This window comes from Sphingobacterium sp. BS-2 (assembly GCF_046161205.1).
Classification (GTDB): Bacteria; Bacteroidota; Bacteroidia; order Sphingobacteriales; family Sphingobacteriaceae; genus Sphingobacterium; species Sphingobacterium mizutaii.
In genome coordinates, this window is sequence record NZ_JBIXGO010000021.1 from 470,395 (window position 1) to 496,594 (window position 26,200).

General features: G+C 42.0%; 27 protein-coding genes. 5 read left to right on the plus strand and 22 right to left on the minus strand.

Annotated features, from left to right (window positions below; genetic code table 11):
- Window positions 1–25 precede the first annotated feature (25 nt).
- From nuoF to ACK2WI_RS18245, 18 genes are all read right to left on the minus strand, one after another.
- Window positions 26–1,381: an NADH-quinone oxidoreductase subunit NuoF gene (gene nuoF, locus ACK2WI_RS18160; protein ID WP_185218455.1), complete on the minus strand. Its 1,356-nt coding sequence runs from the start codon at window positions 1,379–1,381 to the stop codon at window positions 26–28.
- A gap of 4 nt (window positions 1,382–1,385) precedes the next feature.
- Window positions 1,386–1,913 carry an NAD(P)H-dependent oxidoreductase subunit E gene (nuoE, locus tag ACK2WI_RS18165; RefSeq protein ID WP_185213219.1) on the minus strand — a complete coding sequence of 176 codons (528 nt, stop codon included), beginning with the start codon at window positions 1,911–1,913 and terminating at the stop codon, window positions 1,386–1,388.
- On the minus strand, window positions 1,906–3,141 hold the full coding sequence (locus tag ACK2WI_RS18170; RefSeq protein ID WP_175486330.1) for an NADH-quinone oxidoreductase subunit D: 1,236 nt from the start codon (window positions 3,139–3,141) through the stop codon (window positions 1,906–1,908). The genes nuoE and ACK2WI_RS18170 overlap by 8 nt, the downstream gene beginning before the upstream one ends.
- An 11-nt stretch (window positions 3,142–3,152) precedes the next feature.
- Window positions 3,153–3,656 carry an NADH-quinone oxidoreductase subunit C gene (locus ACK2WI_RS18175; protein WP_093099580.1) on the minus strand — a complete coding sequence of 168 codons (504 nt, stop codon included), beginning with the start codon at window positions 3,654–3,656 and terminating at the stop codon, window positions 3,153–3,155.
- Window positions 3,649–4,203 (minus strand): NADH-quinone oxidoreductase subunit B, encoded by a 555-nt coding sequence (locus tag ACK2WI_RS18180; protein ID WP_093099582.1) that lies wholly within the window; start codon window positions 4,201–4,203, stop codon window positions 3,649–3,651. Before ACK2WI_RS18180 ends, ACK2WI_RS18175 begins: the two co-directional genes overlap by 8 nt.
- Window positions 4,204–4,245: 42 nt before the next feature.
- On the minus strand, window positions 4,246–4,626 hold the full coding sequence (locus ACK2WI_RS18185; RefSeq protein ID WP_093099584.1) for an NADH-quinone oxidoreductase subunit A: 381 nt from the start codon (window positions 4,624–4,626) through the stop codon (window positions 4,246–4,248).
- A 468-nt stretch (window positions 4,627–5,094) separates the two neighbouring features.
- Complete coding sequence (locus ACK2WI_RS18190) at window positions 5,095–6,090, minus strand: ABC transporter permease (protein ID WP_185213220.1); 996 nt, start codon at window positions 6,088–6,090, stop codon at window positions 5,095–5,097.
- Window positions 6,091–6,092: 2 nt separating this feature from the next.
- A complete protein-coding gene (locus ACK2WI_RS18195; RefSeq protein ID WP_409151879.1) occupies window positions 6,093–7,049 on the minus strand; it encodes an ABC transporter ATP-binding protein in 957 nt (318 codons plus the stop codon).
- A gap of 62 nt (window positions 7,050–7,111) precedes the next feature.
- A complete protein-coding gene (locus ACK2WI_RS18200; RefSeq protein WP_409151880.1) occupies window positions 7,112–7,822 on the minus strand; it encodes an NEW3 domain-containing protein in 711 nt (236 codons plus the stop codon).
- 478 nt (window positions 7,823–8,300) lie between these two features.
- Window positions 8,301–8,504 carry a DUF6965 family protein gene (locus tag ACK2WI_RS18205; RefSeq protein WP_376780675.1) on the minus strand — a complete coding sequence of 68 codons (204 nt, stop codon included), beginning with the start codon at window positions 8,502–8,504 and terminating at the stop codon, window positions 8,301–8,303.
- Between the two features lie 971 nt (window positions 8,505–9,475).
- Complete coding sequence (locus ACK2WI_RS18210) at window positions 9,476–11,224, minus strand: tetratricopeptide repeat protein (RefSeq protein ID WP_409151881.1); 1,749 nt, start codon at window positions 11,222–11,224, stop codon at window positions 9,476–9,478.
- A 27-nt stretch (window positions 11,225–11,251) separates the two neighbouring features.
- Window positions 11,252–12,202, minus strand: coding sequence for a PstS family phosphate ABC transporter substrate-binding protein (locus tag ACK2WI_RS18215; RefSeq protein ID WP_409151882.1), 951 nt, complete (start codon window positions 12,200–12,202; stop codon window positions 11,252–11,254).
- Window positions 12,203–12,480: 278 nt separating this feature from the next.
- A complete protein-coding gene (locus ACK2WI_RS18220) occupies window positions 12,481–13,362 on the minus strand; it encodes an energy transducer TonB (RefSeq protein WP_093099598.1) in 882 nt (293 codons plus the stop codon).
- Between the two features lie 23 nt (window positions 13,363–13,385).
- Window positions 13,386–13,943 carry a biopolymer transporter ExbD gene (locus tag ACK2WI_RS18225; RefSeq protein ID WP_093099600.1) on the minus strand — a complete coding sequence of 186 codons (558 nt, stop codon included), beginning with the start codon at window positions 13,941–13,943 and terminating at the stop codon, window positions 13,386–13,388.
- A 9-nt stretch (window positions 13,944–13,952) separates the two neighbouring features.
- Window positions 13,953–14,609, minus strand: coding sequence for a biopolymer transporter ExbD (locus tag ACK2WI_RS18230; RefSeq protein ID WP_093099602.1), 657 nt, complete (start codon window positions 14,607–14,609; stop codon window positions 13,953–13,955).
- A 101-nt stretch (window positions 14,610–14,710) separates the two neighbouring features.
- Window positions 14,711–15,541, minus strand: a complete 831-nt coding sequence (locus ACK2WI_RS18235) for a MotA/TolQ/ExbB proton channel family protein (RefSeq protein WP_093099604.1) — start codon at window positions 15,539–15,541, stop codon at window positions 14,711–14,713.
- A 416-nt stretch (window positions 15,542–15,957) separates the two neighbouring features.
- Window positions 15,958–16,308 (minus strand): translation initiation factor, encoded by a 351-nt coding sequence (locus tag ACK2WI_RS18240; protein WP_409151883.1) that lies wholly within the window; start codon window positions 16,306–16,308, stop codon window positions 15,958–15,960.
- A gap of 2 nt (window positions 16,309–16,310) precedes the next feature.
- A complete protein-coding gene (locus ACK2WI_RS18245) occupies window positions 16,311–17,186 on the minus strand; it encodes a diacylglycerol/lipid kinase family protein (protein ID WP_409151884.1) in 876 nt (291 codons plus the stop codon).
- Between the two features lie 224 nt (window positions 17,187–17,410).
- Here ACK2WI_RS18245 and metK point away from each other — a divergent pair, with 224 nt between their 5' ends.
- The 4 genes from metK to ACK2WI_RS18265 all read left to right on the plus strand — a co-directional run bounded on the left by metK (window position 17,411) and on the right by ACK2WI_RS18265 (window position 22,069).
- Window positions 17,411–18,664 carry a methionine adenosyltransferase gene (gene metK, locus ACK2WI_RS18250; RefSeq protein WP_409151885.1) on the plus strand — a complete coding sequence of 418 codons (1,254 nt, stop codon included), beginning with the start codon at window positions 17,411–17,413 and terminating at the stop codon, window positions 18,662–18,664.
- Between the two features lie 581 nt (window positions 18,665–19,245).
- Window positions 19,246–19,758, plus strand: coding sequence for an RNA polymerase sigma factor (locus tag ACK2WI_RS18255; RefSeq protein ID WP_409151886.1), 513 nt, complete (start codon window positions 19,246–19,248; stop codon window positions 19,756–19,758).
- 141 nt (window positions 19,759–19,899) lie between these two features.
- A complete protein-coding gene (locus ACK2WI_RS18260; protein WP_409151887.1) occupies window positions 19,900–20,094 on the plus strand; it encodes a hypothetical protein in 195 nt (64 codons plus the stop codon).
- A 1,366-nt stretch (window positions 20,095–21,460) separates the two neighbouring features.
- Window positions 21,461–22,069 carry a DNA-formamidopyrimidine glycosylase family protein gene (locus ACK2WI_RS18265; RefSeq protein WP_409151888.1) on the plus strand — a complete coding sequence of 203 codons (609 nt, stop codon included), beginning with the start codon at window positions 21,461–21,463 and terminating at the stop codon, window positions 22,067–22,069.
- A 220-nt stretch (window positions 22,070–22,289) separates the two neighbouring features.
- Here the strand turns inward: ACK2WI_RS18265 and ACK2WI_RS18270 are convergent, their stop codons facing one another.
- Window positions 22,290–22,730 (minus strand): hypothetical protein, encoded by a 441-nt coding sequence (locus ACK2WI_RS18270; protein ID WP_409151889.1) that lies wholly within the window; start codon window positions 22,728–22,730, stop codon window positions 22,290–22,292.
- A gap of 216 nt (window positions 22,731–22,946) precedes the next feature.
- Between ACK2WI_RS18270 and ACK2WI_RS18275 the strand changes: the two genes are divergently transcribed.
- Window positions 22,947–23,507, plus strand: a complete 561-nt coding sequence (locus ACK2WI_RS18275) for a zinc-binding dehydrogenase (protein ID WP_409151890.1) — start codon at window positions 22,947–22,949, stop codon at window positions 23,505–23,507.
- Window positions 23,508–23,682: 175 nt separating this feature from the next.
- Here the strand turns inward: ACK2WI_RS18275 and ACK2WI_RS18280 are convergent, their stop codons facing one another.
- The 3 genes from ACK2WI_RS18280 to ACK2WI_RS18290 all read right to left on the minus strand — a co-directional run bounded on the left by ACK2WI_RS18280 (window position 23,683) and on the right by ACK2WI_RS18290 (window position 25,651).
- Entirely contained in the window at window positions 23,683–24,177 is a 495-nt protein-coding gene (locus ACK2WI_RS18280) for a CinA family protein (RefSeq protein WP_409151891.1), read from the minus strand.
- A 367-nt stretch (window positions 24,178–24,544) separates the two neighbouring features.
- The gene (locus ACK2WI_RS18285) at window positions 24,545–25,225 is read right to left on the minus strand and encodes a DUF421 domain-containing protein (protein WP_409151892.1); all 681 of its coding nucleotides are present in this window, start codon (window positions 25,223–25,225) and stop codon (window positions 24,545–24,547) included.
- A gap of 60 nt (window positions 25,226–25,285) precedes the next feature.
- Entirely contained in the window at window positions 25,286–25,651 is a 366-nt protein-coding gene (locus tag ACK2WI_RS18290; RefSeq protein ID WP_409151893.1) for a hypothetical protein, read from the minus strand.
- Between the last annotated feature and the right edge of the window lie 549 nt (window positions 25,652–26,200).

The following is a 26,200-nucleotide window of genomic DNA, read 5'->3' on the forward strand; positions in this document are numbered from 1 at the left end:
TGCTTTTCGTTAAAAATGACCCCTATTATTCCGTAACTGGAACCAATGGATCTGCATAATGTGCTAAACCGTAGTTTCTTGTTTGGGCTTCTTCCGGATGTAGGATATGCCACTCAAATTCATCCCTGAAATGACGAATTGCGGCTGCAACAGGCCAAGCCGCTGCATCTCCTAATGGACAGATCGTATTTCCTTCGATCTTCTGTTGCACTTGCCACAATAGATCGATGTCCGACATGTTACCATGACCGGTCTCGATCTTGTTCAAGATCTTTTCCATCCAACCCGTTCCTTCACGACAAGGTGAACATTGCCCACAGCTCTCATGACGGTAGAAACGAGTATAGTTATAGGTATTCCTGACAATACATTGATCTTCATCAAAAACGATGAAGCCTCCAGATCCCATTGCTGTACCACTTATAAAGCCCCCATCTGCCAATGACTCATAGGTCATCAGGCGCGGTTCGCCTTTCATCGTTTTCACAATCAGGTTGGCAGGAAGGATAGGCACCGAAGAACCTCCAGCCACTACAGCCTTCAATCGCTTGCCATTTGCCATTCCTCCACAATATTCATCGGAGAAAATAAATTCTTCCACTGGGACACCCATCTCAATTTCATATACTCCAGGTTTTGCAATATTCCCTGACGCCGAAATCAATTTAGTTCCTGTACTTCTTTCAATTCCAATTTTTGCGTACTCCTCGCCGCCATCATTGACGATAGGCACTGTCGCAGCAATGGATTCCACATTGTTTACCACCGTTGGGCAGCCATATAGGCCCGCAACAGCAGGGAATGGAGGTTTAATCCTTGGATTGCCTCTTTTCCCCTCTAGGGATTCCAACAGGGCAGTCTCTTCACCACAGATATAGGCACCCCCTCCCGGTTGTACATAGATCTCCAGATCGTAACCAGTCCCTAATATATTTTTACCTAAAAATCCAGCCGCTTTTGCTTCTTCGATGGCCTTTTCCATGATTCGGATTTGAGGCATCATCTCGCCACGGATATAGATATAGGAGGTATGTGCTCCTAATGCATAGCTGGAAACGATCATCCCTTCAATTAAGGCATGCGGAATATAGGTCATCAAGAAACGGTCCTTGAAGGTTCCCGGTTCCGACTCATCTCCATTACAAACTAGATAACGCGGAACGCCTTCTGGTTTTGCCAAAAAGCTCCATTTCATTCCAGTAGGGAATCCTGCTCCACCACGGCCACGAAGACCCGATTTCTTCACCTCTTCCACTACATCCTCTGGAGACATGCTTTTCAAGGCTTTCTCTACAGCACGGTAACCACCCTTCTCCCGATAAACAGCGAAGGTGTTGATTCCTGGCACATTGATATGTTCTAATAATAACTTACGTCCCATATTACTAAGCCTCGCTTTTTGATTTATTCTTTAAATCGCCGATCAATTGATCGACACTCTCCGGTGTAAGATTCTCATAGAAGGTATAGCTTGGACCGATCTGAAGCACGGGACCAAATCCACATGCCGCCAAACACTCCACGCCCCGCCAAGAGAACATCCCATCAGCAGTCACTTCTCCTTCTTTTACGCCTAATTTCTCTTCAATATGAGCCATGATCTTCTCTGCACCAACCAGGCAACATGGCCCCGTTCGGCAAACCTCCAGGACGTATTTACCTTGCGGCTGTAGGAAATACATGGTATAGAATGTCGCCACCTCGAACACTTCAATAGGTTGGATGCTTAAGAAGGCCGCCACTTTCTCCATGGCATCCACGCTTAACCATCCATATTCCTCCTGTACGAGGTGAAGGATAGGCAATAATGCTGATTTTTGCTTACCTTCTGGATAACGACTTACCACTTCGGAGAATTTCCCCAAAAGCTCTGCCGAAAACTCGACAATCATATTTTCTTTAACACTAAGCATCTAATTCACCAGCTATTACGTTTAAACTACTCATATTGATAATCGCATCTGAAATCAACATTCCGCTACTCATAGGCGCAAACATCTGATAATTGATGAATGAAGGCCTTCTAAAGTGCAGACGATATGGAGTTCTTCCTCCATCATGTACCATATAGAATCCCAATTCACCATTTGCCCCTTCAACGGAATGATAAACCTCAGCCTTTGGAGCGTCCCATTCTCCCATCACGATCTTAAAGTGATAGATCAAGGCCTCCATGCTTGTATATACTTGCTCTTTTGGCGGGAGGTAAAAATCAGGAACATCAGCATGGAAAATGCCTTTCGGCTCCTTGTCTATTTTTTCCAAAGCTTGCTCAATGATTCGAAGGGATTGCCACATCTCTTCATTTCTTACCATAAATCGGTCATAAACATCCCCATTTGTGCCTACTGGAATATCAAAATCAAATTCCTCGTATGAACAGTATGGCGAATGCGCTCTCACATCATAATCCACGCCTGTTGCACGTAAGATTGGACCTGACCAGCTATAACTTAAAGCTTCCTCTGGGGTAACCGCGGCTACATTGGAGGTACGCTCGATAAAAATTCTGTTTCTGTCAAACAACTCTTGGAATTCCCTCAAAACTGGCGGGAATCTCTTTAAGAATTCTCTGATCTTTTCAAATGCCACGTCGTTGAAATCACGCTCAAAACCACCGATACGTCCAATATTGGTCGTCAATCGGGCTCCGCAGATCTCTTCGTAGATTTCATAGATGAACTCACGTTCCTGCATCACATACAGGAATCCTGAAAAGGCACCAGTATCAACCCCCAAAATACCGTTACATATGATGTGGTCAGCAATCCTCGCCAATTCCATCACTATCACGCGCATATATTGAACGCGTTTTGGTATCTCTATATCCAAAAGCTTCTCAACGGTCATGTGCCAACCCATATTATTGATTGGTGATGAACAGTAGTTCAAGCGGTCTGTTAAAGGGGTAATCTGATAAAAAGGTCTATGCTCTGCAATTTTTTCGAATGCACGGTGAATATATCCAATGGTGGAAACCCCACTGACGATACGCTCACCATCGATCTGCACGACATTCTGAAAAACACCATGCGTTGCAGGGTGGGTAGGACCAATATTTAGGGTCACCAAATCGTCTTGAGGATCATTATCATCAAAGACTGGTGCATTATGTGATATTCTTGAAATCGATTTACTCATGACATCCTCTCTTAACGTCCAAAATAAAAATCCTTTTTGTCCACACGGTTTGGATCTTCCAGCGGGTATTCTTTGCGCATCGGGAAAACTCCCAGATCATCCATATTAAGAATTCTCCTTAAATCCGGATGTCCTTCAAAGTTGACCCCAAAGAAATCATAAGTTTCACGCTCCATCCAATTCGCACCGTTCCAAAGAACCGTGGCACTTGGAATACTTGGATTTTCCTTTTCCAGGAAAACCTTGATCCGAATGCGGACATTATGAACTAAACTATGGACATGGTACACAACAGCGAAAGGCTTTTCACGTTCCGGATAGTGGACCGCAGTAATATCAGTCAAATAAATAAACTGCATCGCCTCATCATCCTTGATGCTGGTCAACAGCTTTATGATATTTTCCTTATCGGTTTCGACTGTTAGCAGTCCTTTAGGTTCTGTTATATGGTTTACTGATTCCCCGAATTCTGCATTCAGTTTATCAATAACCATTTGATTAGTCAACTTATCCATTATCTGTTGCGATTCCGTACTTTTCTAATAAAGCCTTATACTCAGGCGTATTTCTGCGGTTCAAAGACTCGTTCTTTACAATATCTTGAAGTCTTAGTACTCCATCTAAGATTGCCTCAGGACGCGGAGGACAGCCAGGAACATAAACATCCACCGGAATGATCTCATCAATCCCCTGCAACACGGAATAGGTATCGAAAATACCTCCACTAGAAGCACATGCACCAACAGCAATTACCCAACGGGGCTCTGCCATCTGAACATAAACCTGCTTCAATACCGGAGCCATCTTCTTTGCAATGGTCCCCATCACTAGCAACATATCAGCCTGTCTTGGTGAAAAGCTCGGACGCTCGGCACCAAACCTCGCTAAATCATAGGTAGATCCCATCGTTGCCATAAACTCAATTCCACAGCAGGACGTCGCAAATGGCAATGGCCATAAGGAATTGGCTCTCGCCAAACCTATGGCTTTATCCAAAGTCGTTGCAAAAAATCCTGCTCCCTCTACACCAGGAGGCGCATCTGATAAGGTAATATTACTCATCTCTCTGTTTATTAAAGTGATCTTCAAGGAATAGGCCCAAGGCTAGTCCCAATCCAATGCCTTTTTCTTAATGACATAAATAAACCCTAAAAGCAATAGTCCCATGAAAACAAACATCTCTATCAACCCCTGAACGCCAAATTCACGGAAGTTAACTGCCCATGGATACATAAAGATCACCTCGATATCAAAGATGACGAACAAGATTGCTACCAGGAAATATTTGATGGAAAACGGCTGCCTTGCATTCCCGACAACCTCAACCCCAGATTCAAAAGCACTAAGCTTATTCTCTGTGCGCACTTTAGGACCAATTAAATGGGTACCGATGATTGTCGTAACACCGAAGCCAACGGCCACAGCCAATTGGATCAATATAGGAATATAATCTATAGGTGCACTTTGCCCTGCTAATCCTTCCATATCTTTAGTTTATCGCTATTAGTAGTCTAGCAAAAATAACAATTTATGTCAATAAAAAAAGTGAGGGACAGCCGTATAGCTCTGCTTTTTGTTATTTTGAAACATTATAAATAGTCCCAATGGACAATACCTGACGCTTGAACCAGCACCGTTCAGATTCCGCTAGATTTTCCACACCGGTAAGCGAGCACAATTTGGTGTGCCGCTCGCCATTCCGCAGGACAGAGACCTAGCTTATCCTAAGAAAGTGGTCTGGACACCTGGTTATTGGACCTACAGCCAAATTTCCCAAAAGCCTACGGTTACCTTGATCTACTACAGTCCGCCCTAATCAAGCTCCTCGATAGAACCTAATGCTATCGCCAGAAGATAGATTGCGCACTAAAAGCTCGTCCCCCTACATTGGAGCTTCAGCTATGCACATTTGGCCACCGTGGGGGCCTTGCCATGGGACAGTAAGGAAACGGGTTAATTTCTAATTTCCCTTCTCATAAAAAGAAAGTAGGATATGGCAAAGAGGGCCAAAGTTCCCGCTATTAATCCAGTTAACTGGGACCAAACTATCAATAAACTATCAATTATGGGCAATGGTGCTGGGATCGCTGCCTCCATCTGCTCAATGTTCAGCGGACCTAAACTCCTTACGGTTGGCATCAGGATGGAAGTACTCCCGTCTATGAACAATTGGCTTGGACTGACTCTCAATATATTCAGCACCAATTCCTGCCTTGAGAACTGCTCTTCTACTGACATGAAAGGTTTCAAGGGCAGCAGCTGCTGGACAATGAGTGATGTCAGCATGGGAAAAAATATGGTCAGGAACAACCATAAACTCAATGATGTGAGGGCCGCAGACGAGGGCTGTCTAAAAACTATGGACATCAATAACGAAAAGGCCAACCAGAACCCTAGGTAAACAATCAACAGAAAGATGAAGGCGAATATCCGAATAATTTCTACAAGCTGAACGCTTAATCCAGTCCAAATCATTCCGGTTCCAACGACCAGTCCCGTTACACAAAGAAATAATACACTCAGGACAAATATGGGTGCAAAAAATTTTGCCAATAGAATATTGTCTCTGTAGATTGGCTGGGTAACAATTCGTGTCATCGTCCCGCTTAGAAATTCTGAATTCACTCTGTCAAACCCTAGGCTTATCCCAAGTAGGGGAGCGACGAAACTTATGAGTACATAATACGAAGGGGTTGAACCCGACGAGGTAAATATTTTGAGAAATGGAAAATCCGATTCTAAGAGATCATTGTTCTGGATCCAGGCCGGCACCTGTTCCACGACGTGGGTTATGGAACTCGTTAATATTAACAGAACTAACAAAATTAATATTCGGAACCTCCAACTTCTAACCATGTCAGCAATTTCTTTCCGTGCCAGAATCCAAAAAGGACTACTAAAATGACTTACACCAATTTGCGCTGTGCGTAAGGTACTATCGATATTCATCTTTATAGAAATTTAGGGTTTTCAAGGAAATATTGTTGGTAAATCTGTTCAAGGGTCAGGTTGTCCCTTTGTACCGAGGTAATATCGTATCCTTCTGTGACAAGGATCTTTACGATGGAGGCAGTACATTCCTCAGAGGTAGTGATCTCGGCATGGTTTTCCGAAATTAAATCAATCCTCATGACGGGAAGCTCCCTTAAAAGCGTTTTCAAAACAGAAGGCCCCAGGGTCGAAACCTGGGTCTGAATACTGGTAAAAAAACCATCTTTTTTATTCAATGAATGGCCCAGATCGGCAATATTGCCACTCGCTATCAATTTTCCTTGGACAAATATCCCCACCCTGTCACAGACCTGCTGGACATGGTGCAAATTGTGGGAAGACAACAATACAGTAATGTTCCTTCTCCTGCTAAGGTCTTGTATAAGTGCCAGGAAATCCTTAATGCCGCGGGGGTCTAAACCCAACGTAGGTTCGTCGAGGACAATAATTTTAGGATCTTTGATTAGCACTTCTGCCAGGCCCAAACGCTGCTTCATTCCCCGAGAGAACGTACCCACCAACTTTTGCTTATCCACTTGCAGGCCTACCTGCTGGAGTAAAAGATGCGACCTTTCTTCTATTTCTTTTTCAGGAATTTGATTTAACCGGCCTATAAGCCTTAAATTGTCCAAAGGTGACATTCCTTCGTAGAACCCCACGCTGTCAGGTAAGTACCCAACCAATTTCTTAACCTCTATCGGGTTCCTGTTTGATTGCAAGCCATCTACGGACGCCATACCAGAAGTTGGTTCGGTAAGTCCCATCATCATTAAGATAGTGGTTGTTTTTCCAGCACCGTTCGGACCTAGCAAACCGTAGATTTCTCCTTCATATATTTGAAGGTTCAAGTTGTCTACGGCTTTTTTATTACCATAATTTTTGCAAAGATTTTCAAATTCAATGATCGGTTCTTTCATTTCATGGAAGTTTACCCACAATAAAATAATGGATTATATAATTAGGACCTGATGGAAATTTGCTAGCGCCTGCCGAATTTCCTTATCAAAAAGAAAATGGAGGCTATCGAAATCAATATTATGGCAATCCCCCACAGCCCTGTCCAGACAGAGGTCCTAACTTGGACCCTAATGGAACTTTCTGCAGATACATTGGCGTTCTTTGCAGAAACCTTAAGGACATAGTCACCCGCAATGCTCTTTTCAGGGACCTCAATAAGAGCCTTTACAGTAATGGACTTACCAGGGGCCAATTCCTTGACTTGCGCATCCTCGAAGGTCACCGTCCAGCTTTTAGGTGGGAGACCGCTCAATTCAATTTCAGTTAAAGGCAATGAGCCGGAATTTTTGAGTTCAAACAGTAGCTCCTTTTTCCTCCCAGCAACCAATTCCTCGTTCAACTTGCCGGTAGGGGTGGAGAGATCTAGATTGAATGAACCTTTTACGACAGCCTCAAGCGGAAGTTTAAGGGTATCCATTTCGGAAATTGCGAGGATGAGAAAGGACGTTTTCCCCGGAGGGGCCAATAGAGAGGGATTTACCTCAATGTTTATGTCATAGCTTTTGCCAGCCGTCATCTCTAGGGAGCGCACGGGGGTCCCCTCTACCATGAAGTTAGCTAACCACCCCGGGGGCAATTCGGCCTGGAGCATGTAAATCTTAGTTGTCTTGGATAAGTTTTCTAAGGTTGCATGGTACCTAAATGTCTCGTTCCGAGCTGCCTCGACATTCATCAAGCGACTCCGAAATGGAGCCTGCGTGGAACTGTTCTGGATGTGGCTGCTTTGGCTATGCACATAACCCGACTGGATTATCATGCAGATTAGAAGGATAAAAAAAGGCTTGGCCTGAAATCTGGAAAATTTGGTTTCTCGTAACATAATCTATTAAACTATTTTAAATTGATAGCTTTGGAAAAAATGTCAAATGAAATGGAAAATCCCGTTTTTATAAAGTTTTGGCTAATCTAAAAATCAAATCCTTTAAATTCAAGTGTCAAGTGGTTTTTTTACATTTTTTAAGAATTGAGGTAACACTGGCCGAGCAATTATCAGGGTCCGGATATGGAGTCCCTATCTAGCAAGCCAAAACTCCATTTCGTCAAGTATAACGGTAATTGATAGTCCTAAATCACTCAATTCCACATGATCAATGGGATCACTAGCTTAAAAACACAAGCAGTCTTAAGTCAGGTAACCTGGTTCTGGTCAATCAGCGTCCTGAAACAGCTTTATGGAAGAGAATCAACCGATCGTAGCTAGGGCAAGAATCAAGATCCTTTTTCCAATTGGCACAGTCCCTGAACTGTTTTTGAAGGAACCGCTCTGCATTGCACACCACAATGTGTGGCGCGATCCGTATGTTGTCTTCATATTGCCTGTTGAGCAATTCATTTTTTAGTTCATTAATCGTCACATGCCAAAAATAAATAAAAATGAAAGAAGCTCCATGCAGTTCAAGATTGATTTTTTAGCCTCCATGAACTTAGTCCAGGAATTAGGGATAGGCCTGATTACCTAATCCTAGAACCATCACTTCATGATTTTGGTCTAATTGGGAGAATCACTCCACTTTATCTCGCCACTGGCTTGTTAGTATTTAGGGAAGCTGTATTGTCAAAAATCCCACAAGCGGATATGAGACCAGTTGTGATATACTAAAAAAGGCTGTGCCTGCCGGCCCGATAGATTTAGGGCAAGACTGGCCACTATACAGCAGTTAAACAACCCTAACCTTTACCAATTGAGCCTTTATTCTCCTGCAGAACTCACGGGACAGGTAATTATTTTGGCAAATACAGGAAAAATCTGGACAATTTGCCATTTTGCATAAACGCTAACTTATCAGGAAAGGTGAAGTAGAAAAAAGTTGATTGGCCTGGCAAGGATATGCAACCCGCGCTTAAAAAGAAATTGATGATCTTGAACGAATGTGCATCCCATACAGGGGAATTTAGGTAGTTGAAAAAAATCTGGCAGGTCCTAACTAAGGACCATTGGACCGGGCAAATCACATCTTTGGAAATACACAGTAGAAGATTGGGCAAGCGGACCAAGATGAAAAGGTCAGAAAGTGGTCAAGTACCCATCTTTCCTCAATAATCATTTTAAATTAGGTTAGTCCCGGTATCAAATCCCCTTTTCGCATAATCAACACACTTACTATAAATAGAGTTGGGGACTTCATGGAACAATATACGGATTTCAACCAAAACGGCGTAGGGAGATCAACGCTTGATGACCGTTAACGTATTTGTATTTGGATTTAGTCCCGATTTCATCGCCTGGCCATTCAAATCCAACCACGGTCAATCCTCTTAAATTTCTAAATATACAATGGAGGCCGCAAAAAGCGGCCTCCATTGTATAAATCTTGTTCGAACTCCCTTAAAGTGCACCCATCATCTGAGTTGCGAAGGCATCATCTGGTTTCAACTTCAATGTTTCCCCAAAATGCTGTTTAGCTTTAGCTGTATCACCTTTTAAGTATGCGAAGTAACCGATATAGTTATTGGCATCTGCAGCGTAAGTTTTGTTCGCTTCTTCTTCAGCTTTGCCGGATGCAGTGATAGCAGATAGCAATTGAGTGAATGAATCTACGAACAAACCTTTAGCGTTTTCTGGATCGTACATTACGTTATCCAAAGCTAATTCAGTTAGCCCCTTGTAGTATAGGGCAGGGATCTTGTATTTGTCAACAACTTCTTTCTTCGTAGATGCAGCAACTGTACCCAATGATTTTACTGCTGCCTCTAAATGTGGCCTAGCCTCGTTCATCTTGGCAGTCACTTCTTCTGGGGTCAGTTCAGTACCTTCTGGGACAGTTACGAGCTTAGAACCGATACCGTACTCGATTTGGCCCAGGTAGAAGTTTGAATCGAAGAAATAATCTGAGCTGTCGTTACTGGCAGGGATCCTGAAGATCTTAGCTGCGATTTCGTTCTCACCGTTCTTGAAGTATTCAAAGGCAGTCTCTGAAATCTCTTCATCATAGTTCTCATCCTCAGTCTGTTTAGTTTCAGCTACCTTCAATAGTTCAGCGCCTTTTGCGGCATCTCCAGCAACTAAGTTAGCTAAACCAGCGTACAGGTAGTCACGACCGATCAGACGGGAGGTATCAACTTTGCTGAATAAAGTGGTCATGTACTCTAATGATTTTGGATAATCTTTATCTTGCAAGAAAGAGATGTAACCTAAGTAACGATATACCTTAGCATCCACACCTTCTATAGTTGATAATTCTTGAGCAACAGTTTTCAATTCATCGTAGTTACCGGAATAAACCAAGAAGTCAGCGTAACGTACTTTTGCGTCTGTTGAAGCATCACCAGTCAATGACAAGTATTTTTTGTAATTTTCAACTGCTTTTTGGTTGATTTCACGGTATTGATCTTCTGGAGCTTTGATAGATGACAAGTAATAAGTCTCTGCCAACTCACGGTAGATCGGACCATATTCTGGGTTTTCACCTGCCAAAGTGGTCAATTGTTCTAATACTACGTCATAAGCTTGCGCTCTCCTGGAAATGATTGCTTGACCAATTTTTGGAGCCAATAGCTTGTCATCGATTGCCAAAGCGTCACGGTAGGCTACGAATGCAGGGCTACTTTCGCGCAGTCCGGCGTAAGCATCACCTAATGCTGTAGGGATTAATGCATCCTTAGCATTCATTTCCTTCGCTTTGGTCAAATATTCAACCGCTTTCTTATAATCAGGTTTTGGGGCATCGATGTAGGCCCTTCCAATAAAGTAAGGGATCTCATACTCTTTTTTGCCAATACCCTGTGAAGCTTCTGAGAATTTTGTTTCAGCAGCACTCACATTACCTTTTTCAAGGTCTACGATACCTAGACCTACAGTATTCAATTTTTCCTTAGGAGCGTTCGTTACACCTTCCTGGAAAACGACCTGTGCCGAATCGACCTTATCGTTGATCAAGTGGATTTGACCTAAGTAAAAATAGTTTTCACCATCTTTTGCCTTTTTCTGAACCAAATTCTGCAACATAGCTTTAGCTTTGTCATATTGTTCAGCTTGAATTGCAGCCTTTGCATCTTTTAAACTTTGAGCTTGTGCTGTTCCTGTAGCAACAGCTCCCGCGACCAAAAGGCTTAAAAATAATTTGCTGTTTGTCATAATCTGTTATTTACTCTTTGTTATAAACTAATTTATGTTGTCTTCTCGAATGATTATTTCTCGTCCTGGCATCGTGACCGGCAACAATCCATATTTAAGGACAATCCGCTGTCCACGGTCGCCTGTCAGGAAAGCAGAAAATCCTATTCCCAAGCCCAAATTTGGTTGATAATTCAACACATGAAACTCTGTCTTCAGAGCATATTCATCGGTAGCAAATGTGGTCTGGGAAGGCTTAAAAAAACCTGGGTTTTTCCCGTCCCTCAAACTTTGAAGGCTTAAGATACGAATTTTATTTTCTTCTCCAAATTGGGAAACGCAATCTAAATATTGGCCATAGGACATTACACCGATACTGTTTGCATCAGCTAATACCTCTTCTACAACCTCCTTGGAGGTCTTCATACCTTTTACAGATTGCCCTGAGACTTTATACAATTTTACAATTTCTTTCACTCGTCGAAGAGTGCTCGAATTCACATTGTCAAAGACCAAACGTTTTCCGGAATTGGCATCACCCTTCAATAAAGATGATAACGTCGGAATATTGATTGAAGTATCTGTAGCGCTCAAATTATTGAAAAAAACCACTCCATCATAGAAGGCAGGAAAAGTCCGCGGCGTAATTTTTCGGCTGCTGAAACCTGCATTTTCTTCCTTGGTCAAGAGCCTGCCCAAGATCGCGATATCAGCCTGGCCCTTGATCAAGGCATTGATGGCTTCACGCTCCGGCAATGGAATCAACTTGATGTTTGCATTGACATAAGAGGTCTTGAAAACTTCAACCTGTTCCAACATGATCGGAAGCACCGCTTCATCAACGATGACCGAAAGCTCTCCTGTTAAAATATCATTGGTACCAGCGCCAGCTGTCGTACTGTCGGCATTTTCCTGTCCTGCATTTCGATTTCGTGAACATGAAATTACAGAAACCACGACAAGGAGTATCGCTATTACATACAATAATCTACCCTTCATATTAACTTAGAATGATTTAATGCCTCAAGGATTAATTAATTCCTGAAATTATTTTGCCAAAGTCTGGCAAAACGCATAAATGAATAGACGATTAGGAGTATCCCGAAGATCTTTTTATAGGTTGGATCGATCTCGATTGGAAACCCGCTCCAAAAGATGATCAATAATCCCAACACAAAATAAAAGAGGAACATGAATAGTCCTAAAATGGACAGAAATCGCTGTGTGGGCGATTTCTGTCTAAAATTATTTCTTGTTGAATGATTCGACATACCGAATTACATTTGCGACAAGTCTAAGCGAATTGGCAATGAATAACGAACTGGAACCGGACGACCGTTTTGGATAGCTGGTTGCCATTTCTTTGATTTCTTCAATGCAGTGATCGCTGCTTGACCTGTACCGTAAGAAACGTCTTTTACCACTTTAATATCCGTCAAAGCACCTGTCCTGTCGATCACGAATGATAACTCGACTGTACCTTTCACACCTGCATCGATTGCAGCTTGTGGATATTGGAGGGTGGTCGACACGAACTGGCGGAATGCGTTGATACCTCCTGGGTAAGATGCTGGAACTTCAACGGCCTCAAAGTCATAGACTTTGTTAGCGTCTCCGTCCTCAACTCCTTTTGTACTACCGGTGATAGCACCTTCCACTTTCTTCGGACCGAACTCCCCAGTTGGAACGCCTGAGGCACCTGGGGTACCTTTCAGGGTAATTCGCGCTGGAGTAGCGTTTTTCTCTTTGATCTCTTCTTGAGAAACAACCTCTTCTTTTACTTGTCTCGCATCAACAACCTTAGGCTCTGGGAAACGGATTAGGTCTTCCGCCGGTGGTTCCTCCGCGATACGTTGAGGTGGCTCTTCCTCTTGAGGTAGTGGTTCCTCTTCTTCAGGTGGTTCAGGGATCTCTAGATCCTCTAAAGTAACTGGAGTGACTTCTACTACTTCCTCAACAGGTTTCTCAGGAAAAAGCTTTATATCGAAGGCTTTTACAGCCGTGAAAGCAAGGACTACTGCCGAAACTGAGAATAAAGCGATGTTGGTAGCTTTTGGCGCGTATTTACGCAGTGCATATGCTCCGTACTCTTTATTTCTATTCTCGAAAACGACATCTAGCCATTCTTTCTTAAATAAATCTAATTTTGAACCGATCATTTTTTTCCTTTTTGTCTGATGAATTATTCGTTATAGATTCCGTTTGTTTTCAAAACCTCAACTTCTTCAGGTTTGATTTTCGAAATCATGAAACGTTTAACATCAGTGATTTTCATTTCATCTAGTATATCAACGAGGTTACGTTGTACTGATCTGTCACTTGGACGGATTACGACGATTAGGTCTTTTCCTCCTGACACCTGCGGAACCTGAGCTTTCTTCTCAAGGACGATCTTTCTGATTCCCTCTTTGCTATAGTCTACTACAGCGGGTGCCGAGATTGGGTTTGCTAATTGACCGTAATACCAAGCGATCTTGTTATCTGATCCCAGCAATAAGGTGATGGAACGGTTATCCGCGATCTCAATCTCCGGATTTTTCTCATTCATGTCCTTATTCTTATCAGGCATGTTAACATCCATGGCTTGTGGCTTGTTCAAGGAAGTTGTTAGCATGAAGAAAGTAATCAGAAGGAAAGCTAGATCCACCATCGCGGTTAGATCTACACGACCTCCATTTTTCTTCGACCTAACTTTGCCGCCTTTTTTGCCGCCGCCGGAGTCTTGATTTAATTCTGCCATTTTCTCTTATTATTTTTCCTGACGTAAACCCGTAACAAAGAAGAATTTGTTTTGTTTTTGGTTTCTCAGTGTTTCAATAATCAAATTCATTACCGCGTACTTTTCTTCAGCATCTGCTTTGATCGCTACTTTCATCGCTCCTGGATCTGACCAGTTCTTCACTTTGGTCTCTTGGTCACGGTTGAATTCCACCGTTGCCAAGCGAGCTTGTTGAACCCAATGATACAACTCGTTTGAAAGTTCTTCGGTGCTATCCACAGGGATACCTGGCTGAACCTCTAAAGTACGTTTGTCATTTGGTAATGAAAGTAGGGCACGCAATTGCTTGAAAGGTACTCCAAACTCATCTAGTCCTTTAAACTTCTCATAGTCTTGTTCTGAGAACGCAACACCATATTTTGCAGACATATTTTTAAGAGTCTTTACGCGAACCTCAGGGTTCTTCTCTCCAAAAAATACTTTCCCTTGGTTACCTACAGTAATAACGGCTAAGTTATCGTCCGGTAATTTATCCAACGTAGTGGATGCAGGGGTGTCTACGGGCATTACTTCTGGCTGACGTGCAGTTGCTGTCAAAACGAAGAATGTAAGAAGCAAGAAAGACACGTCACACATCGCCGTCATGTCGATCGATGTGCTGGCTCTTTTTACTTTTGCTTTTCCCATTTCTTTACTTCTTTAATGTGAACACTCTAATTCTTTTTTAATAATGATGCGAAAACGTTGAACAATGCATAAAATAAATTCAACTTTTTTTTCGAACCTTCTTATTTGTGGTTTGCAGCGTATGTTTGTACGATTGAGAAACCAGCCTCGTCAATAGAGTATGTTAACGTATCGATCTTAGAAGTTAAGATGTTGTAGAAAATAATCGCGATTGTTGATGTACCGATACCTGTAGCCGTGTTGATCAAGGCCTCAGAAATACCGTTTGCTAATTTTGCTGAATCTGGTGCACCACCTGTAGCTAAGGCCGAGAACGCTTTAATCATACCTGTTACTGTACCCAATAGACCTGTCAATGTACCGATAGATACTAAGGTTGCGATAACCGTTAGGTTTTTCTCTAACATTGGCATCTCTAAGGTAGTAGCCTCTTCAATTTCTTTTTGGATTGCTAATACTGACTTCTCTGTATCTAATCCCGGATGTGCTTCAACATCTTTATATTTTAAAAGACCAGCTTTGATAACGTTCGCTACTGAACCTTTTTGTTTGTCACACTCTTGGATAGCCGAATCAATGTTACCTGATCTCAATAAGCCTTGTACTTTTCTTACGAAGTTACCTACGTTTCCTGTTCCAGACGCTTTACCGATAACGATAAGACGCTCGATTGAAAACACCCATACCATTAAGAATAAACCAAGAAGAACTGGTACTACGTATCCTGCATGGTAAACCATACCGTAATAGTTACCTGGTTTTGGTTGGTTCGCTGGATTCTCATCGATAAAGTTTGAAGGATCACCCATCACAAACTTGTAAACCAAGAAACCAATTACTAGACAAATGATAATTGCTAAACTTGCAAATAGATTACCCGCATTGCCACTCTCTTGTTTAGCTGGGGTTGTAGTTTTTGGTGCGTTTGCCATTTTTTACTAATTTTTAGATTTTTTACTGTTGTTTAATTATTAAGTTAAATTCAATTTAATGCAAGCTAAATGCCGTTATTTTACATTAATTCAAAACAAATATAGCATTTTCTGTTAAAAACAAAATTAATTTGAAGATATCTGATTATTTAACTTTTAGGCTGTGTTACCTACTCATTGACGTTCTTCAGCAGCTCTCAAATCAATGCTTCTTTTGTCGTATCACATAACGGTTGAATATTCCATATTTTTTACAATGAAAACCATTTTTTTTTTGAATTGCAAATTATCAAATCGTTAAATGATAAAAATAAGTGAGTGTTTACTTACAATCCACCTTGCCTTTAAGCCTACCTTTTTTAACCAAATCACCATTATTTCTTTGTTTTTTAAACCTTTACAGGACAATTCAATGTTTAGCCACCAAAGGATTTAACTTGGTACTTCTCTGAACTTAAATATTGTATAATTTTTTCTTTAAAATCACCTTGTATCAATATTTCCCCATCCCTAGCACTCCCCCCAACGCCACAGCGTTGCTTCAATTTACGGGCTAAATCCTCCAAATCTGAACTGGATCCTATAAATCCCGTCACCATCGTCACAACCTTTCCCTTCCGCTGCTTCTTGTCCAAGCCTACCTTCAGTTTCTGCTTCTCATTGGGAAGCGTATCCGCTTCCTCGAACTCATTCGAATCCGTATAGTCAAAATCATCCGAGGTCGAATAAACGATCCCCTCAAATCTTTGTTTTTTTTGTTTTGCCATAACTAACAAATAATCTTGAGGGCATTGCCCTGCACTTCAATATCAATCTTGTTCCCTAAATCCATCGGCTCGCCATCCAGATGTAGTGGCGCCTTTCCCTCCTGCTCGATGCAGATCTTCTTCCCCGGTATGATCTCCACATACTCGGATTGATCTGCCGTCTTGTTGAATAGATGGAAGATCATCATCGGCAACGTATATAACGGAAATTTATGAACGATACATACATCCAGCACCCCATCGTTAATAGATGCATTCGGCGCAATGTAGGCATTGTTGCCATATTGCGGTGAATTCGCGACCGAAATCATGAAGGCTTCCCGCTCGTAGACCTTTCCATCAATGTCCAGGATATACTTTTTAGGCTTGTATTTACTAATAACGTTAATAATGGTGCGGAGGTATCCGACCGGCCCTCTAAATGTTTCGGAGGCAAATCGGTCACTAACCGAAGCATCGAAACCGATCCCAGCAATGTTGAAGAAACAGCGATTCCCGATCTTTCCGCAATCGATACCCACCGATTCAAATCTATTGATCCTGCGCAATGCAGCCGACTCATTCATCGGGATACCCAAATAGAGCGCCAATCCATTACCCGAGCCTTCAGGCACAATACCCAAAGGAATATCACTGCCGACCAAGGCCGTTCCTATTTCATTGATCGTGCCATCGCCACCTACGGCAATGACCGCATCATACCGCTCATCTATCGCAGATTTAGCAAGTTCATAGGCGTGATTAGCGTGATTGGTAATCTTAAACGTCGGGTCAAATCTGTTTAAATCCAGTACTTCGAGTACCTGTTTATTAAACGTTGTTTTCTTCTTCCCACCAGATACTGGATTGATTACAAACAGTATGCGCTTCTTTCTCATTTACGTCATTTAATTCCGCTAAAGATAATAATTTGGTTGAAATACTTTTTAAATATTGCAAAGTATCGTAGCTTTGTGCCACACAAAATGTGGACTGATTTGCATTTAGCATTATCATAATGTAAATGGGAGATTGCAACCACAGTAAAAAAGTGCTAAAACCATTCGGGACAAATGATTTTTCACATACTGCCTGCTATTCCCTTCAAACGTTTATTATTTTTATGGCATATTTATTTACCTCCGAATCGGTATCTGAAGGACATCCTGACAAAGTCGCAGACCAAATTTCGGACGCTTTAATAGACAACTTCCTCGCTTGGGATGAAGATGCCCGCGTAGCTATTGAAACCTTAGTTACAACTGGACAGGTGGTTTTAGCAGGTGAAGTGAAGTCCAAAATCTATTTGGACGTTCAAAAGATCACTCGCCAGGTTATCGAAAAGATCGGGTATACCAAATCCGAATATATGTTCGAAGCGAATTCCTGTGGAGTCCTTTCGGCCATTCACGAACAATCCGCCGATATCAACCAAGGCGTGGATCGTATCACAAAACAAGAACAAGGCGCTGGTGACCAAGGTATTATGTTCGGTTACGCCAATAACGAAACCGAAAACTATATGCCGCTGGCATTGGACCTTTCCCACCGTCTATTATATGAACTTGCAGTTCTAAGACGCGAAAACAATGAAATCAAATACCTTCGCCCTGATGCTAAATCACAGGTAACCTTGGAATATGATGATAACCACAAACCGGTCCGCATCGACACCATCGTGATCTCAACGCAACATGATGACTTCGCTTCTGAAAAGGAAATGCAGGCGAAAATCCAATTCGATATTGAAAACATCTTGGTTCCTCGTGTGAAGGCACAATTGAAACCTGAGTTACAGGCCCTATTCACGGACAAGATCAAATTCCACATCAACCCTACCGGAAAATTCGTAATCGGCGGACCTCATGGCGACACTGGTTTGACAGGCAGAAAGATCATCGTCGATACTTACGGCGGTAAAGGTGCACATGGTGGTGGTGCTTTCTCTGGAAAAGACCCATCCAAAGTGGACCGTTCTGCAGCTTACGCCACACGCCATATTGCCAAAAATTTGGTGGCAGCTGGTGTGGCTGACGAAATCCTGGTACAGATCTCTTACGCTATCGGCGTTAAGGACCCTATGGGTATCTATGTGAATACCTACGGAACCAGCAAGTTGAACAAAACTGATGGGGAAATCGCCAAGATCATTGCTGAACTGTTCGACATGACCCCTTACGGCATTGAAACACGATTAGGTCTCCGTAACCCAATCTACGCTGAAACCGCAGCATATGGACACATGGGTAGAACACCAAAAACGGTGAGCAAAACCTTCGAAAACTCGAATGGCGAAACCAAAACTATGGAAGTCGATCTTTTCACTTGGGAAAAGCTAGATTTTGTAGAACAAGTGAAAGCTGCTTTTGGTCTATAGGGCACTGTCCAGATAGGGTGTCTTATTGGACGCAGATCCGTTCCCCGAAACGCCATTAACATATACGCTTGAATATTTCAGGCGTATTTTTTTTGCCTAAATTCCCGTAATCATCTTACAGATTTTCTTCGGGGTGCTCCACCTGGATTTTTAAGGCTCTAACTACATTGGGAGATTTAAATCAGTAATCATTACTGTAGGTTAACCCATCTTTTGATAGGCTAGAAACAGTGCAAACATCAAGGTGCGTCCTTCCGCTCTCAGAGTAAAGAAAACAAACCTCATCCTAATATTTTTTATCATTTTACCGGTTTCAACGACTGCTTTTAATCTACATTCGGCATCATCCCAATAAAATTTCACAGGACATTGCGGTTTATACCTGTTATGGCAACTATAGTAATCTATATTGATAGTAGACTATTAATAGATTATGTAACCTCACAGTTTCAAAAAATGCTTTTTTTCAAATATACCCCCGGGTGGAATAAATACCTAATTCAAAATGAGCACACCTACGGTCACAAACTTTTTACTTTGGTGCTCGTTATATTATCACACAATCATAAACTCAAAGAAGTATGAAATCATCCATCGATACAGCAATTCAAGAAAGCACCCCCATCTTAAAAAACCTGGCATGCAAATTTACAAAGGACCCGGAAGAGAGAGACGATCTGGTCCAGGAGACTTTCGTTCGTTCCCTCAAATCACTGCAAAACCTAGTCGACACTCCGAAATTAATCTCTTGGCTATACGTCATCATGAAGAACATCTATTACAATCAATACCGAAGAAAAGGCATCCGACGGAACGTTGAAAGCGAAGTCACTAGTCGTGTTGCCGATCATGGCAGTTCCCGTAATAATGCTGAATCTAAATTCGTGATGGACGATATCCAGACAACCCTTAGATCCCTCTCAAAAGAAAACTATGCACTGATAAGCATGTACCTTGAAGGTTACAAATATCATGAGATAGCTACCTATTTTGACATTAAGGAGGGTACCGTAAAGACCCGGATCCACACCATCCGTAAGAACTTGAGGAGGAAACTACAGGTATATAGGACAAAACCTGGAGACTACCATTGATGCATCATGCCCTGGCAGCCTTGTCTCACCACCCCAGAAAGAACTACTTCGAGTAACATAATCTGAAATTTGTCTGATTCCTGCCTGCAACTACAGTTCGGCGGCGGGATGACCAGAAAAATTTAGATAACCTGCCTCCAAATGCTGACCTCCGCGCAACAAGGGGATGCAGGATGGCCAAAAGTGGCAAGAGACTGCGAAATATATTTCCCAATTGGATATTTGAACAGTACCGGCGCTCAGATTACCCATCAAATCCTCTCACCGGAGAGGCCCAATTATACCGTGACCAAGCAATCTGAGCCCTGGACCGGGAGAATCCGGGAGGCCAAATAGTTTGCTGATAGAATACCAGGCAAGCCAGCTGGGTAAACACGTCATGATCTCCTGCACCGGTCGACCCTATCTACAAAAGCCAAACGACAGCATGGAAGGACGATTTAATGGTTCTTGGAGATATAGCCGGTGATCCGCGGACCCTAAATGGAGAAAAAAAGATCAATGAATCCAAGTAAAAAAATATGCGCACTAGTAAAAAACTTGACTTCGACGCATCATCACGAGATCCTGAGGGAGCTAACCAATTTTACCGTATGCCGTCCCTTGCACGTTTACACTCCAGCTAACCGCTTTGAGCTCACGTTCCCTAGGCCTCCATAAATACTCACGCAACCATATTATGTGGGAAATAATGGAGGAACCGACCACACCTGGTCCCTCATAAATCAGAACTTAGCGTTACATCAACATCTAAATGATCCTGTCGCATCTGCCTAATATGCTCCACATTTAAGTTTCTGAGCTCGAGAAAAAATTACCTTGTAAAGAAAGTATTGTCTTTTCGCTATTTATGCCTACTATTCCAACCATCACAATCTGCATCGCCCCAACCTGAAGGTGCTTTTCGGCCTTGGGTGTTCGGAAAATCATGAAGGTCTCTAAACTGGAACATAGGACCACTACAGACCCTAAACTGATAAATATGGCCAGCACAATGAGGGTCACTGGCCGTGTACCCCGCCCGTCATGAAAGCGCATGGGCCTTAAGATCGACAAACACATCAAATCACTGCTATCCAATTACAACAAGTCAAGGCCACGATAATAAATAAAACATCCAATGCCTTTTACTTTTACAACCTTAAACACTCAAGCGTTCACTTCTGCATTAAAGACCACTTACTCACTATCGATAACTGCTTCGTGCCAAAATTTTTTAAGCATTTAGCGATATTGGGATTTCGGCATATATGTACTAAACCACCTCTACAGTTTTGATACTATCTGGAATGGGAAGTTGCCATAATTTGTTTTAATTATATCCTGTATATAGGAAAAACCAATGAAATCTCGTTTCAAAGTATTGTCAAGGTTTTCAAAATTGATATGATATCTTGAGTAAAGAATATCCAGCAGAACCATTGCCCCTCATGAGTTGTTTACTAATAAAAATGAGCATTTTATGCCTTGATATAACTGGAACTACCCATCAACATAAAAATAAATCAACCTGTCCGGATACGTGAAAAAGCTATCGAAATCGCAAATGAATTACTGGAAGAGGTCACTGAAGAGGATATATCCATAACTACCGGCCTAAAAAAGAGAATATTTTGGAAAAAAGAGAAAGTTGATAGCATCCAAAAACAGGTAGATCGAAAATTCGTTTTTTATTACAAAAGAAAAGTTAAATAGAAGAGATATGCCAGAATTGCCAGACTTACAGGTATTTAGTAAAAACCTGACAAAGATGCTTAAAGGTAAGGCGCTTCAAGTCGCTACTATCCACAATTACCAAAAAATAAAGATCAGCGAAAATATCCTTCAAAAATTAGAAGGGAAAAGACTTATCAGAGTTTACAGAGAAGGGAAAAAGCTATTCTTTGATTTTGGAAAAGATGCTATCTTATCTATGCATCTGATGCTACATGGTAAGCTGGTTTATTCAGAAGATCAAATACCTAAATATGCCTTATTGTCTTTAAAATTTGAAAACGGGAAGACTCTTTCCCTCACTGATTTTCAGAAAATGGCCAACATCGAAATAAACCCTGCTCCAGGGAAGGCAATTGATGCTCTTTCATCTGACCTTACATCAAAAGCATTACAACGGCTTCTGCATCAAAGTAAGGCCAAAATAAAGACGTTTTTAATGGATCAAAACCTTATCGGCGGTATAGGCAATGCTTATGCTGACGAAATTCTCCACGCTGCTGGCATATCGCCGGTCTCTATCGCTAATAAAATACCAGAAAAGCAAATTTCCGATCTCTTAAAGGCAATTAGCCAAGTGCTCCTAGGCCGAACATAATATTTTAAAAGAGTATCCAGATATTATCAGTGGCGAAGTAAGGGACTTTATGAAGGTTCATAACAAAGAGCTGGAAACTGACCAGCATGGAAATAAGATCCTGCAGACAAAAGTTAAAGGTCGAACCACCTATTATACCGGAAGACAGAAAGTCTTCCAGTAAGAAAAACAATTCCAGACAAGAGTTATACACAAAAAAACACCTCTAAAATCTTTAAACTTACTTTTCCGCCTTCGCTCCCTTCTTTTGTGACTTTGCTGGAGCCTTGATTTTCTTCTGAACGATATCCAAACGTTTCCTCCATGTGATGATCTGAGGTTCTTCATAAACAGGGAAACCTTTATCGGTGAGAAGACCCATAGATTGAGCCAGGCTCAAACTTATCCGGGCAGATTTATTATGTGCTTTCTTCCATGACCGCTGATCGTCCCTAATCTCCTTTTCATATGCTCCAATTGCCTGTTTTATAATGGCCTTTTCGTTTCTATAATCTTTCAGCCTTCGATATAGTATCATTAACCGGTTATATGCTGCTGCATTTAATGGGTCTTTGCTTATAACCAGGTTGTAACCTTTTATAGCATCGTTTGTATTGCCTTCAAGCTCCTGGGATCTTGCTTCCCTTAACAATTCATTTTTAGATTTATTAATTGAGTCCAAACTCACTTTTTATCGTCTAACAGTTCTGGCGGACAAGCTGAGTACGTAAGGGTTCCTTATGCCGATATCATCCCGCGGGTTATTCTCGATTACCTCACCGATGAACAGGCTCTGTTTCTAACCGATATTTTTCCTACAGGTTGGTCCGCAATTGATTGGGCAAGCCTGAAAGTTTGCGAAACTGTTGCGATCTTTGGATCGGGTCCTGTAGGATTGATGGCTCAAAAGGCAGCTTGGCTTAATGGTGCCGGTCGGGTCATAGCGATTGACCCTCTGGACTATAGGTTAGATAAAGCTAAAGTAGCCAATAATGTTGAAACCTTAAATCCTCACAAAGTAGATGTCATTCAAGCAATCCGTGAAATGACTGAAGGAATTGGTGCTGATGTCTGTGTAGATGCAGTAGGGTTCGAGCCGGAACGAAATTTTATGGATAAAGTCAAAGCAACCATCAATTTTGAAAAGGAATCAATTAAAGTATTGGAGATGTGCTTTGAAGCTGTCAGAAGGATGGGCACCGTTTCTATCATGGGAGTTTATGGTTCGCCATATGATAATTTTCCACTTTTCAGGATTTTTGATAAAGGTATCACCATAAAGCAGGGGCAAGCACCTGTTTTGAATTACATACATAAACTAATTAATCTAGTCAGCGAAGATAAGGTAGTTTTGGATGATATTATCACGCATACGCTCCCTCTTACTGAAGCTGAGCATGGCTATAGGATTTTTAACGAAAAAGAGGATGATTGCGTAAAGGTAGTGTTGAAACCTTAAAATTCTGTTTTACGGAAAAGTCGCCAATGATGGAATGTATTGCCGACAGTTGCTGAGGACGGAAAAAGAAAGTCTAGTTATAGTAACCGGACTTTATGCACATAAAGGAAATACATCGGTCCAGAATTACGATTAGGACTTACACTTCCAAATGTTCTTGTACTAATTATATTCTTCAAAGGGTATCTTTCTTAGACTCCAGCACGTTTTCGAAGGCCCTAGCAATGATTTCACTATATTCCTGCTGAGCTCTTGATCCAATGAAAGCTGGCTGCAGCTCTGCTTTTTCGGAAACTATTATCTGCATCTTAAATGATATAGCAAAGTGCGCATATAGCTGAAAATCGGATTCTTTAACTGGAGTTGCATAGCCGGTAACACCAATGCCAAAATCAGTATTGAAGATTCGTGATGCTTGCAATGCCATATGTTCTGCGATCTGTGAAGAAACACAATCGCACTTTCTGGCTTCCCCCTCATCAATTCCTAACAGAATTACCTTTTCTTCCAGGGTATAGGCTGTAATCCCTCCTCTAAAATTATCTGAAGCATTTAAAATCTGCGAAAGCATAAACTGAAGCAGTCCAGCAGTTACGCTTTCGGCAGTTGCAACAGTTTTTTTATCGAGGAGCTTACCGATACTTTGAATTATTTCTTTATTTAGTTCCATGATCCTTCGTGTGGTAGTTTTAAACCCTACATTAGTTATTTTTTATGAACCGTTCTATCGCTTTCTTCAGATTAATAACTCGCAACCTTCCCATTTCAAGTTTAATTTTTTGTAACCTGACCTGATTAGATTATCCAATCCCGATGATCACTGGCCCGCCACCATAACTTCCATAAGGAATAATGTCCTCAAAATTGCGGTAATCATAAGAATGGTCCTCGACCATCATTACCAGTCTTTTACTTGGGGATCTGTAGAGGGACTTCATGGAACAGCCCGGCTATTGGGAATGCAACCCATAGCCAGATAAATATCGAAATGAAGAAGTTATGCATGAATATTCCGGCTAAGTAAGGTTGTTCCGAAGTCAGACTCGCTTGGTGTTAATGGCTTTACTCCACTGTTTATTTTTACATCTTTGGCATGACTCAGAATCATTTGCAAAATCAGATACGACATGGCCGCAATACATACATGCAAAAGGTCCTTGTCCTTTAGACACATCCACTGATTTAAATAAGGAAGGGAATAATGGAAGGCCATATCTGACCTGATCCTCGGGATAAAACAGAACGCTAAGAGTTCCATCAATTTCTAAAACGGCTTCCTTAACCTGACCCAAATGTTCTATATTTAAATTTCTGAGTTCTGAAAAAAATTCCATTTGTGAAAAATTATTGTCTTTTTCGTGCTTTATGTCGAATTCTCCATTTTTTACTACGGGCAGGACTTTCCCCTCCAATAGATGTGTTAACTTCTCAGATCTGTATGCCAGCCATATGATCAATTTATAAACCAATATAACACATATAAAGACAACAATGGCATAAAAGATTGGTAAGTCTTCCTGGAACATCGGATCCCCCGCGGCTGATCCCAGGCTGATAATGATGGCCATCTCAAAGAGGGTCAATTGCCGGACCCCGCGCCTGCCAGACAAACGGAGCACAATTAAGACCAACAAGAACATCACGATTGTTCTCAAGAAAATTTCAAGAAGGAAACCACCTTCCAAATCTCCTGCAAAAATATTTTCTATTAATTCCATAAAACATTGTTTTGTGCCTCTGGACAACCTTGCCCCAAGAAGCACCTTCCCTTTGGTGCATTACTTGATAAGGTCTTTCGGTGGACTTGGCCAAGTGGACACGGCTCCAGCGAAGTTCAATGCCCCCATTGTTATGATGAAAGACCTGCCAGGGTCCGAAATATTGAACATCATGGGAACCGCTATGAGAGACAGGCCTAACAGTGCGTCTAGGGACAAATGGATCCGCATAGGTAGGAATCTCACGACACCACCTTCAAAATACGTAAAGAATGAGACCATAGCTATGGTCGCCCCCGAAAGGAGGCTTATGGTTTTGGCCATAGGTTCATGCTGAAAACCAAAAATCCATGGACCTCCTAACAAGGTAACAGAAGCTAGGTAATCCAAGAAGGCATGAGTAGATGTACTAATTGTCCTTTGCATCGCTCTCGAGGTATATTTTCAGTCACCTACCTTCTACATCCCCAGGCCGTGGCACCACGAAGGCCGGTGGTAATTATTATTTCGGGAAATCCGTAATATTGTGCCACCATCTTACTAGATTTTTTCGGTACTGTGCCACGCCTTGAACGTCGTACTGTGCACCATGGCAAGAGAGTCACAACCATCCTCCGCACGGCTCTTTGGCGATGCATCCGGCACCGCTACAGACCGGATTGACTGCCAAAGAAGTCCCTTGATGGTTCTTTCAAAACCGATCCGCTCGCCAAAAACTCTACCACCCCGCCTGCTCCGAGGGTTAGGCCGGCCTGCACAGTCAGTTTCCTTGTCCCTTCCCTGTCCAAAAGGAAACGTTCCCCAACCTCAAGATTTCCTTTCAGTGCCGTCAAATCCCGTGGTGATTTTCGATGGGCAGTGGTACCAGCGGTGGTTCCGAACCCGACCCGGTTGCTTTCAATTAGCAAGAAGTTTTTTTCCTTTTTCTCTGAAAGGGCATGGCCGTACTCTCACTGGTAATACCCGCACCTATGG

Bases quoted from the DNA above. Each gene is read 5' to 3' on its own strand.
- nuoF (WP_185218455.1), bottom strand. From the start codon at position 1,381: ATGGGACGTAAGTTATTATTAGAACATATCAATGTGCCAGGAATCAAC.
- nuoE (WP_185213219.1), bottom strand. From the start codon at position 1,913: ATGCTTAGTGTTAAAGAAAATATGATTGTCGAGTTTTCGGCAGAGCTT.
- ACK2WI_RS18170 (WP_175486330.1), bottom strand. From the start codon at position 3,141: ATGAGTAAATCGATTTCAAGAATATCACATAATGCACCAGTCTTTGAT.
- ACK2WI_RS18175 (WP_093099580.1), bottom strand. From the start codon at position 3,656: ATGGATAAGTTGACTAATCAAATGGTTATTGATAAACTGAATGCAGAA.
- ACK2WI_RS18180 (WP_093099582.1), bottom strand. From the start codon at position 4,203: ATGAGTAATATTACCTTATCAGATGCGCCTCCTGGTGTAGAGGGAGCA.
- ACK2WI_RS18185 (WP_093099584.1), bottom strand. From the start codon at position 4,626: ATGGAAGGATTAGCAGGGCAAAGTGCACCTATAGATTATATTCCTATA.
- ACK2WI_RS18190 (WP_185213220.1), bottom strand. From the start codon at position 6,090: ATGAATATCGATAGTACCTTACGCACAGCGCAAATTGGTGTAAGTCAT.
- ACK2WI_RS18195 (WP_409151879.1), bottom strand. From the start codon at position 7,049: ATGAAAGAACCGATCATTGAATTTGAAAATCTTTGCAAAAATTATGGT.
- ACK2WI_RS18200 (WP_409151880.1), bottom strand. From the start codon at position 7,822: ATGAATGTCGAGGCAGCTCGGAACGAGACATTTAGGTACCATGCAACC.
- ACK2WI_RS18210 (WP_409151881.1), bottom strand. From the start codon at position 11,224: ATGACAAACAGCAAATTATTTTTAAGCCTTTTGGTCGCGGGAGCTGTT.
- ACK2WI_RS18215 (WP_409151882.1), bottom strand. From the start codon at position 12,202: ATGAAGGGTAGATTATTGTATGTAATAGCGATACTCCTTGTCGTGGTT.
- ACK2WI_RS18220 (WP_093099598.1), bottom strand. From the start codon at position 13,362: ATGATCGGTTCAAAATTAGATTTATTTAAGAAAGAATGGCTAGATGTC.
- ACK2WI_RS18225 (WP_093099600.1), bottom strand. From the start codon at position 13,943: ATGGCAGAATTAAATCAAGACTCCGGCGGCGGCAAAAAAGGCGGCAAA.
- ACK2WI_RS18230 (WP_093099602.1), bottom strand. From the start codon at position 14,609: ATGGGAAAAGCAAAAGTAAAAAGAGCCAGCACATCGATCGACATGACG.
- ACK2WI_RS18235 (WP_093099604.1), bottom strand. From the start codon at position 15,541: ATGGCAAACGCACCAAAAACTACAACCCCAGCTAAACAAGAGAGTGGC.
- ACK2WI_RS18240 (WP_409151883.1), bottom strand. From the start codon at position 16,308: ATGGCAAAACAAAAAAAACAAAGATTTGAGGGGATCGTTTATTCGACC.
- ACK2WI_RS18245 (WP_409151884.1), bottom strand. From the start codon at position 17,186: ATGAGAAAGAAGCGCATACTGTTTGTAATCAATCCAGTATCTGGTGGG.
- metK (WP_409151885.1), top strand. From the start codon at position 17,411: ATGGCATATTTATTTACCTCCGAATCGGTATCTGAAGGACATCCTGAC.
- ACK2WI_RS18255 (WP_409151886.1), top strand. From the start codon at position 19,246: ATGAAATCATCCATCGATACAGCAATTCAAGAAAGCACCCCCATCTTA.
- ACK2WI_RS18260 (WP_409151887.1), top strand. From the start codon at position 19,900: ATGCTGACCTCCGCGCAACAAGGGGATGCAGGATGGCCAAAAGTGGCA.
- ACK2WI_RS18265 (WP_409151888.1), top strand. From the start codon at position 21,461: ATGCCAGAATTGCCAGACTTACAGGTATTTAGTAAAAACCTGACAAAG.
- ACK2WI_RS18275 (WP_409151890.1), top strand. From the start codon at position 22,947: ATGGCTCAAAAGGCAGCTTGGCTTAATGGTGCCGGTCGGGTCATAGCG.
- ACK2WI_RS18280 (WP_409151891.1), bottom strand. From the start codon at position 24,177: ATGGAACTAAATAAAGAAATAATTCAAAGTATCGGTAAGCTCCTCGAT.
- ACK2WI_RS18285 (WP_409151892.1), bottom strand. From the start codon at position 25,225: ATGGAATTAATAGAAAATATTTTTGCAGGAGATTTGGAAGGTGGTTTC.
- ACK2WI_RS18290 (WP_409151893.1), bottom strand. From the start codon at position 25,651: ATGCAAAGGACAATTAGTACATCTACTCATGCCTTCTTGGATTACCTA.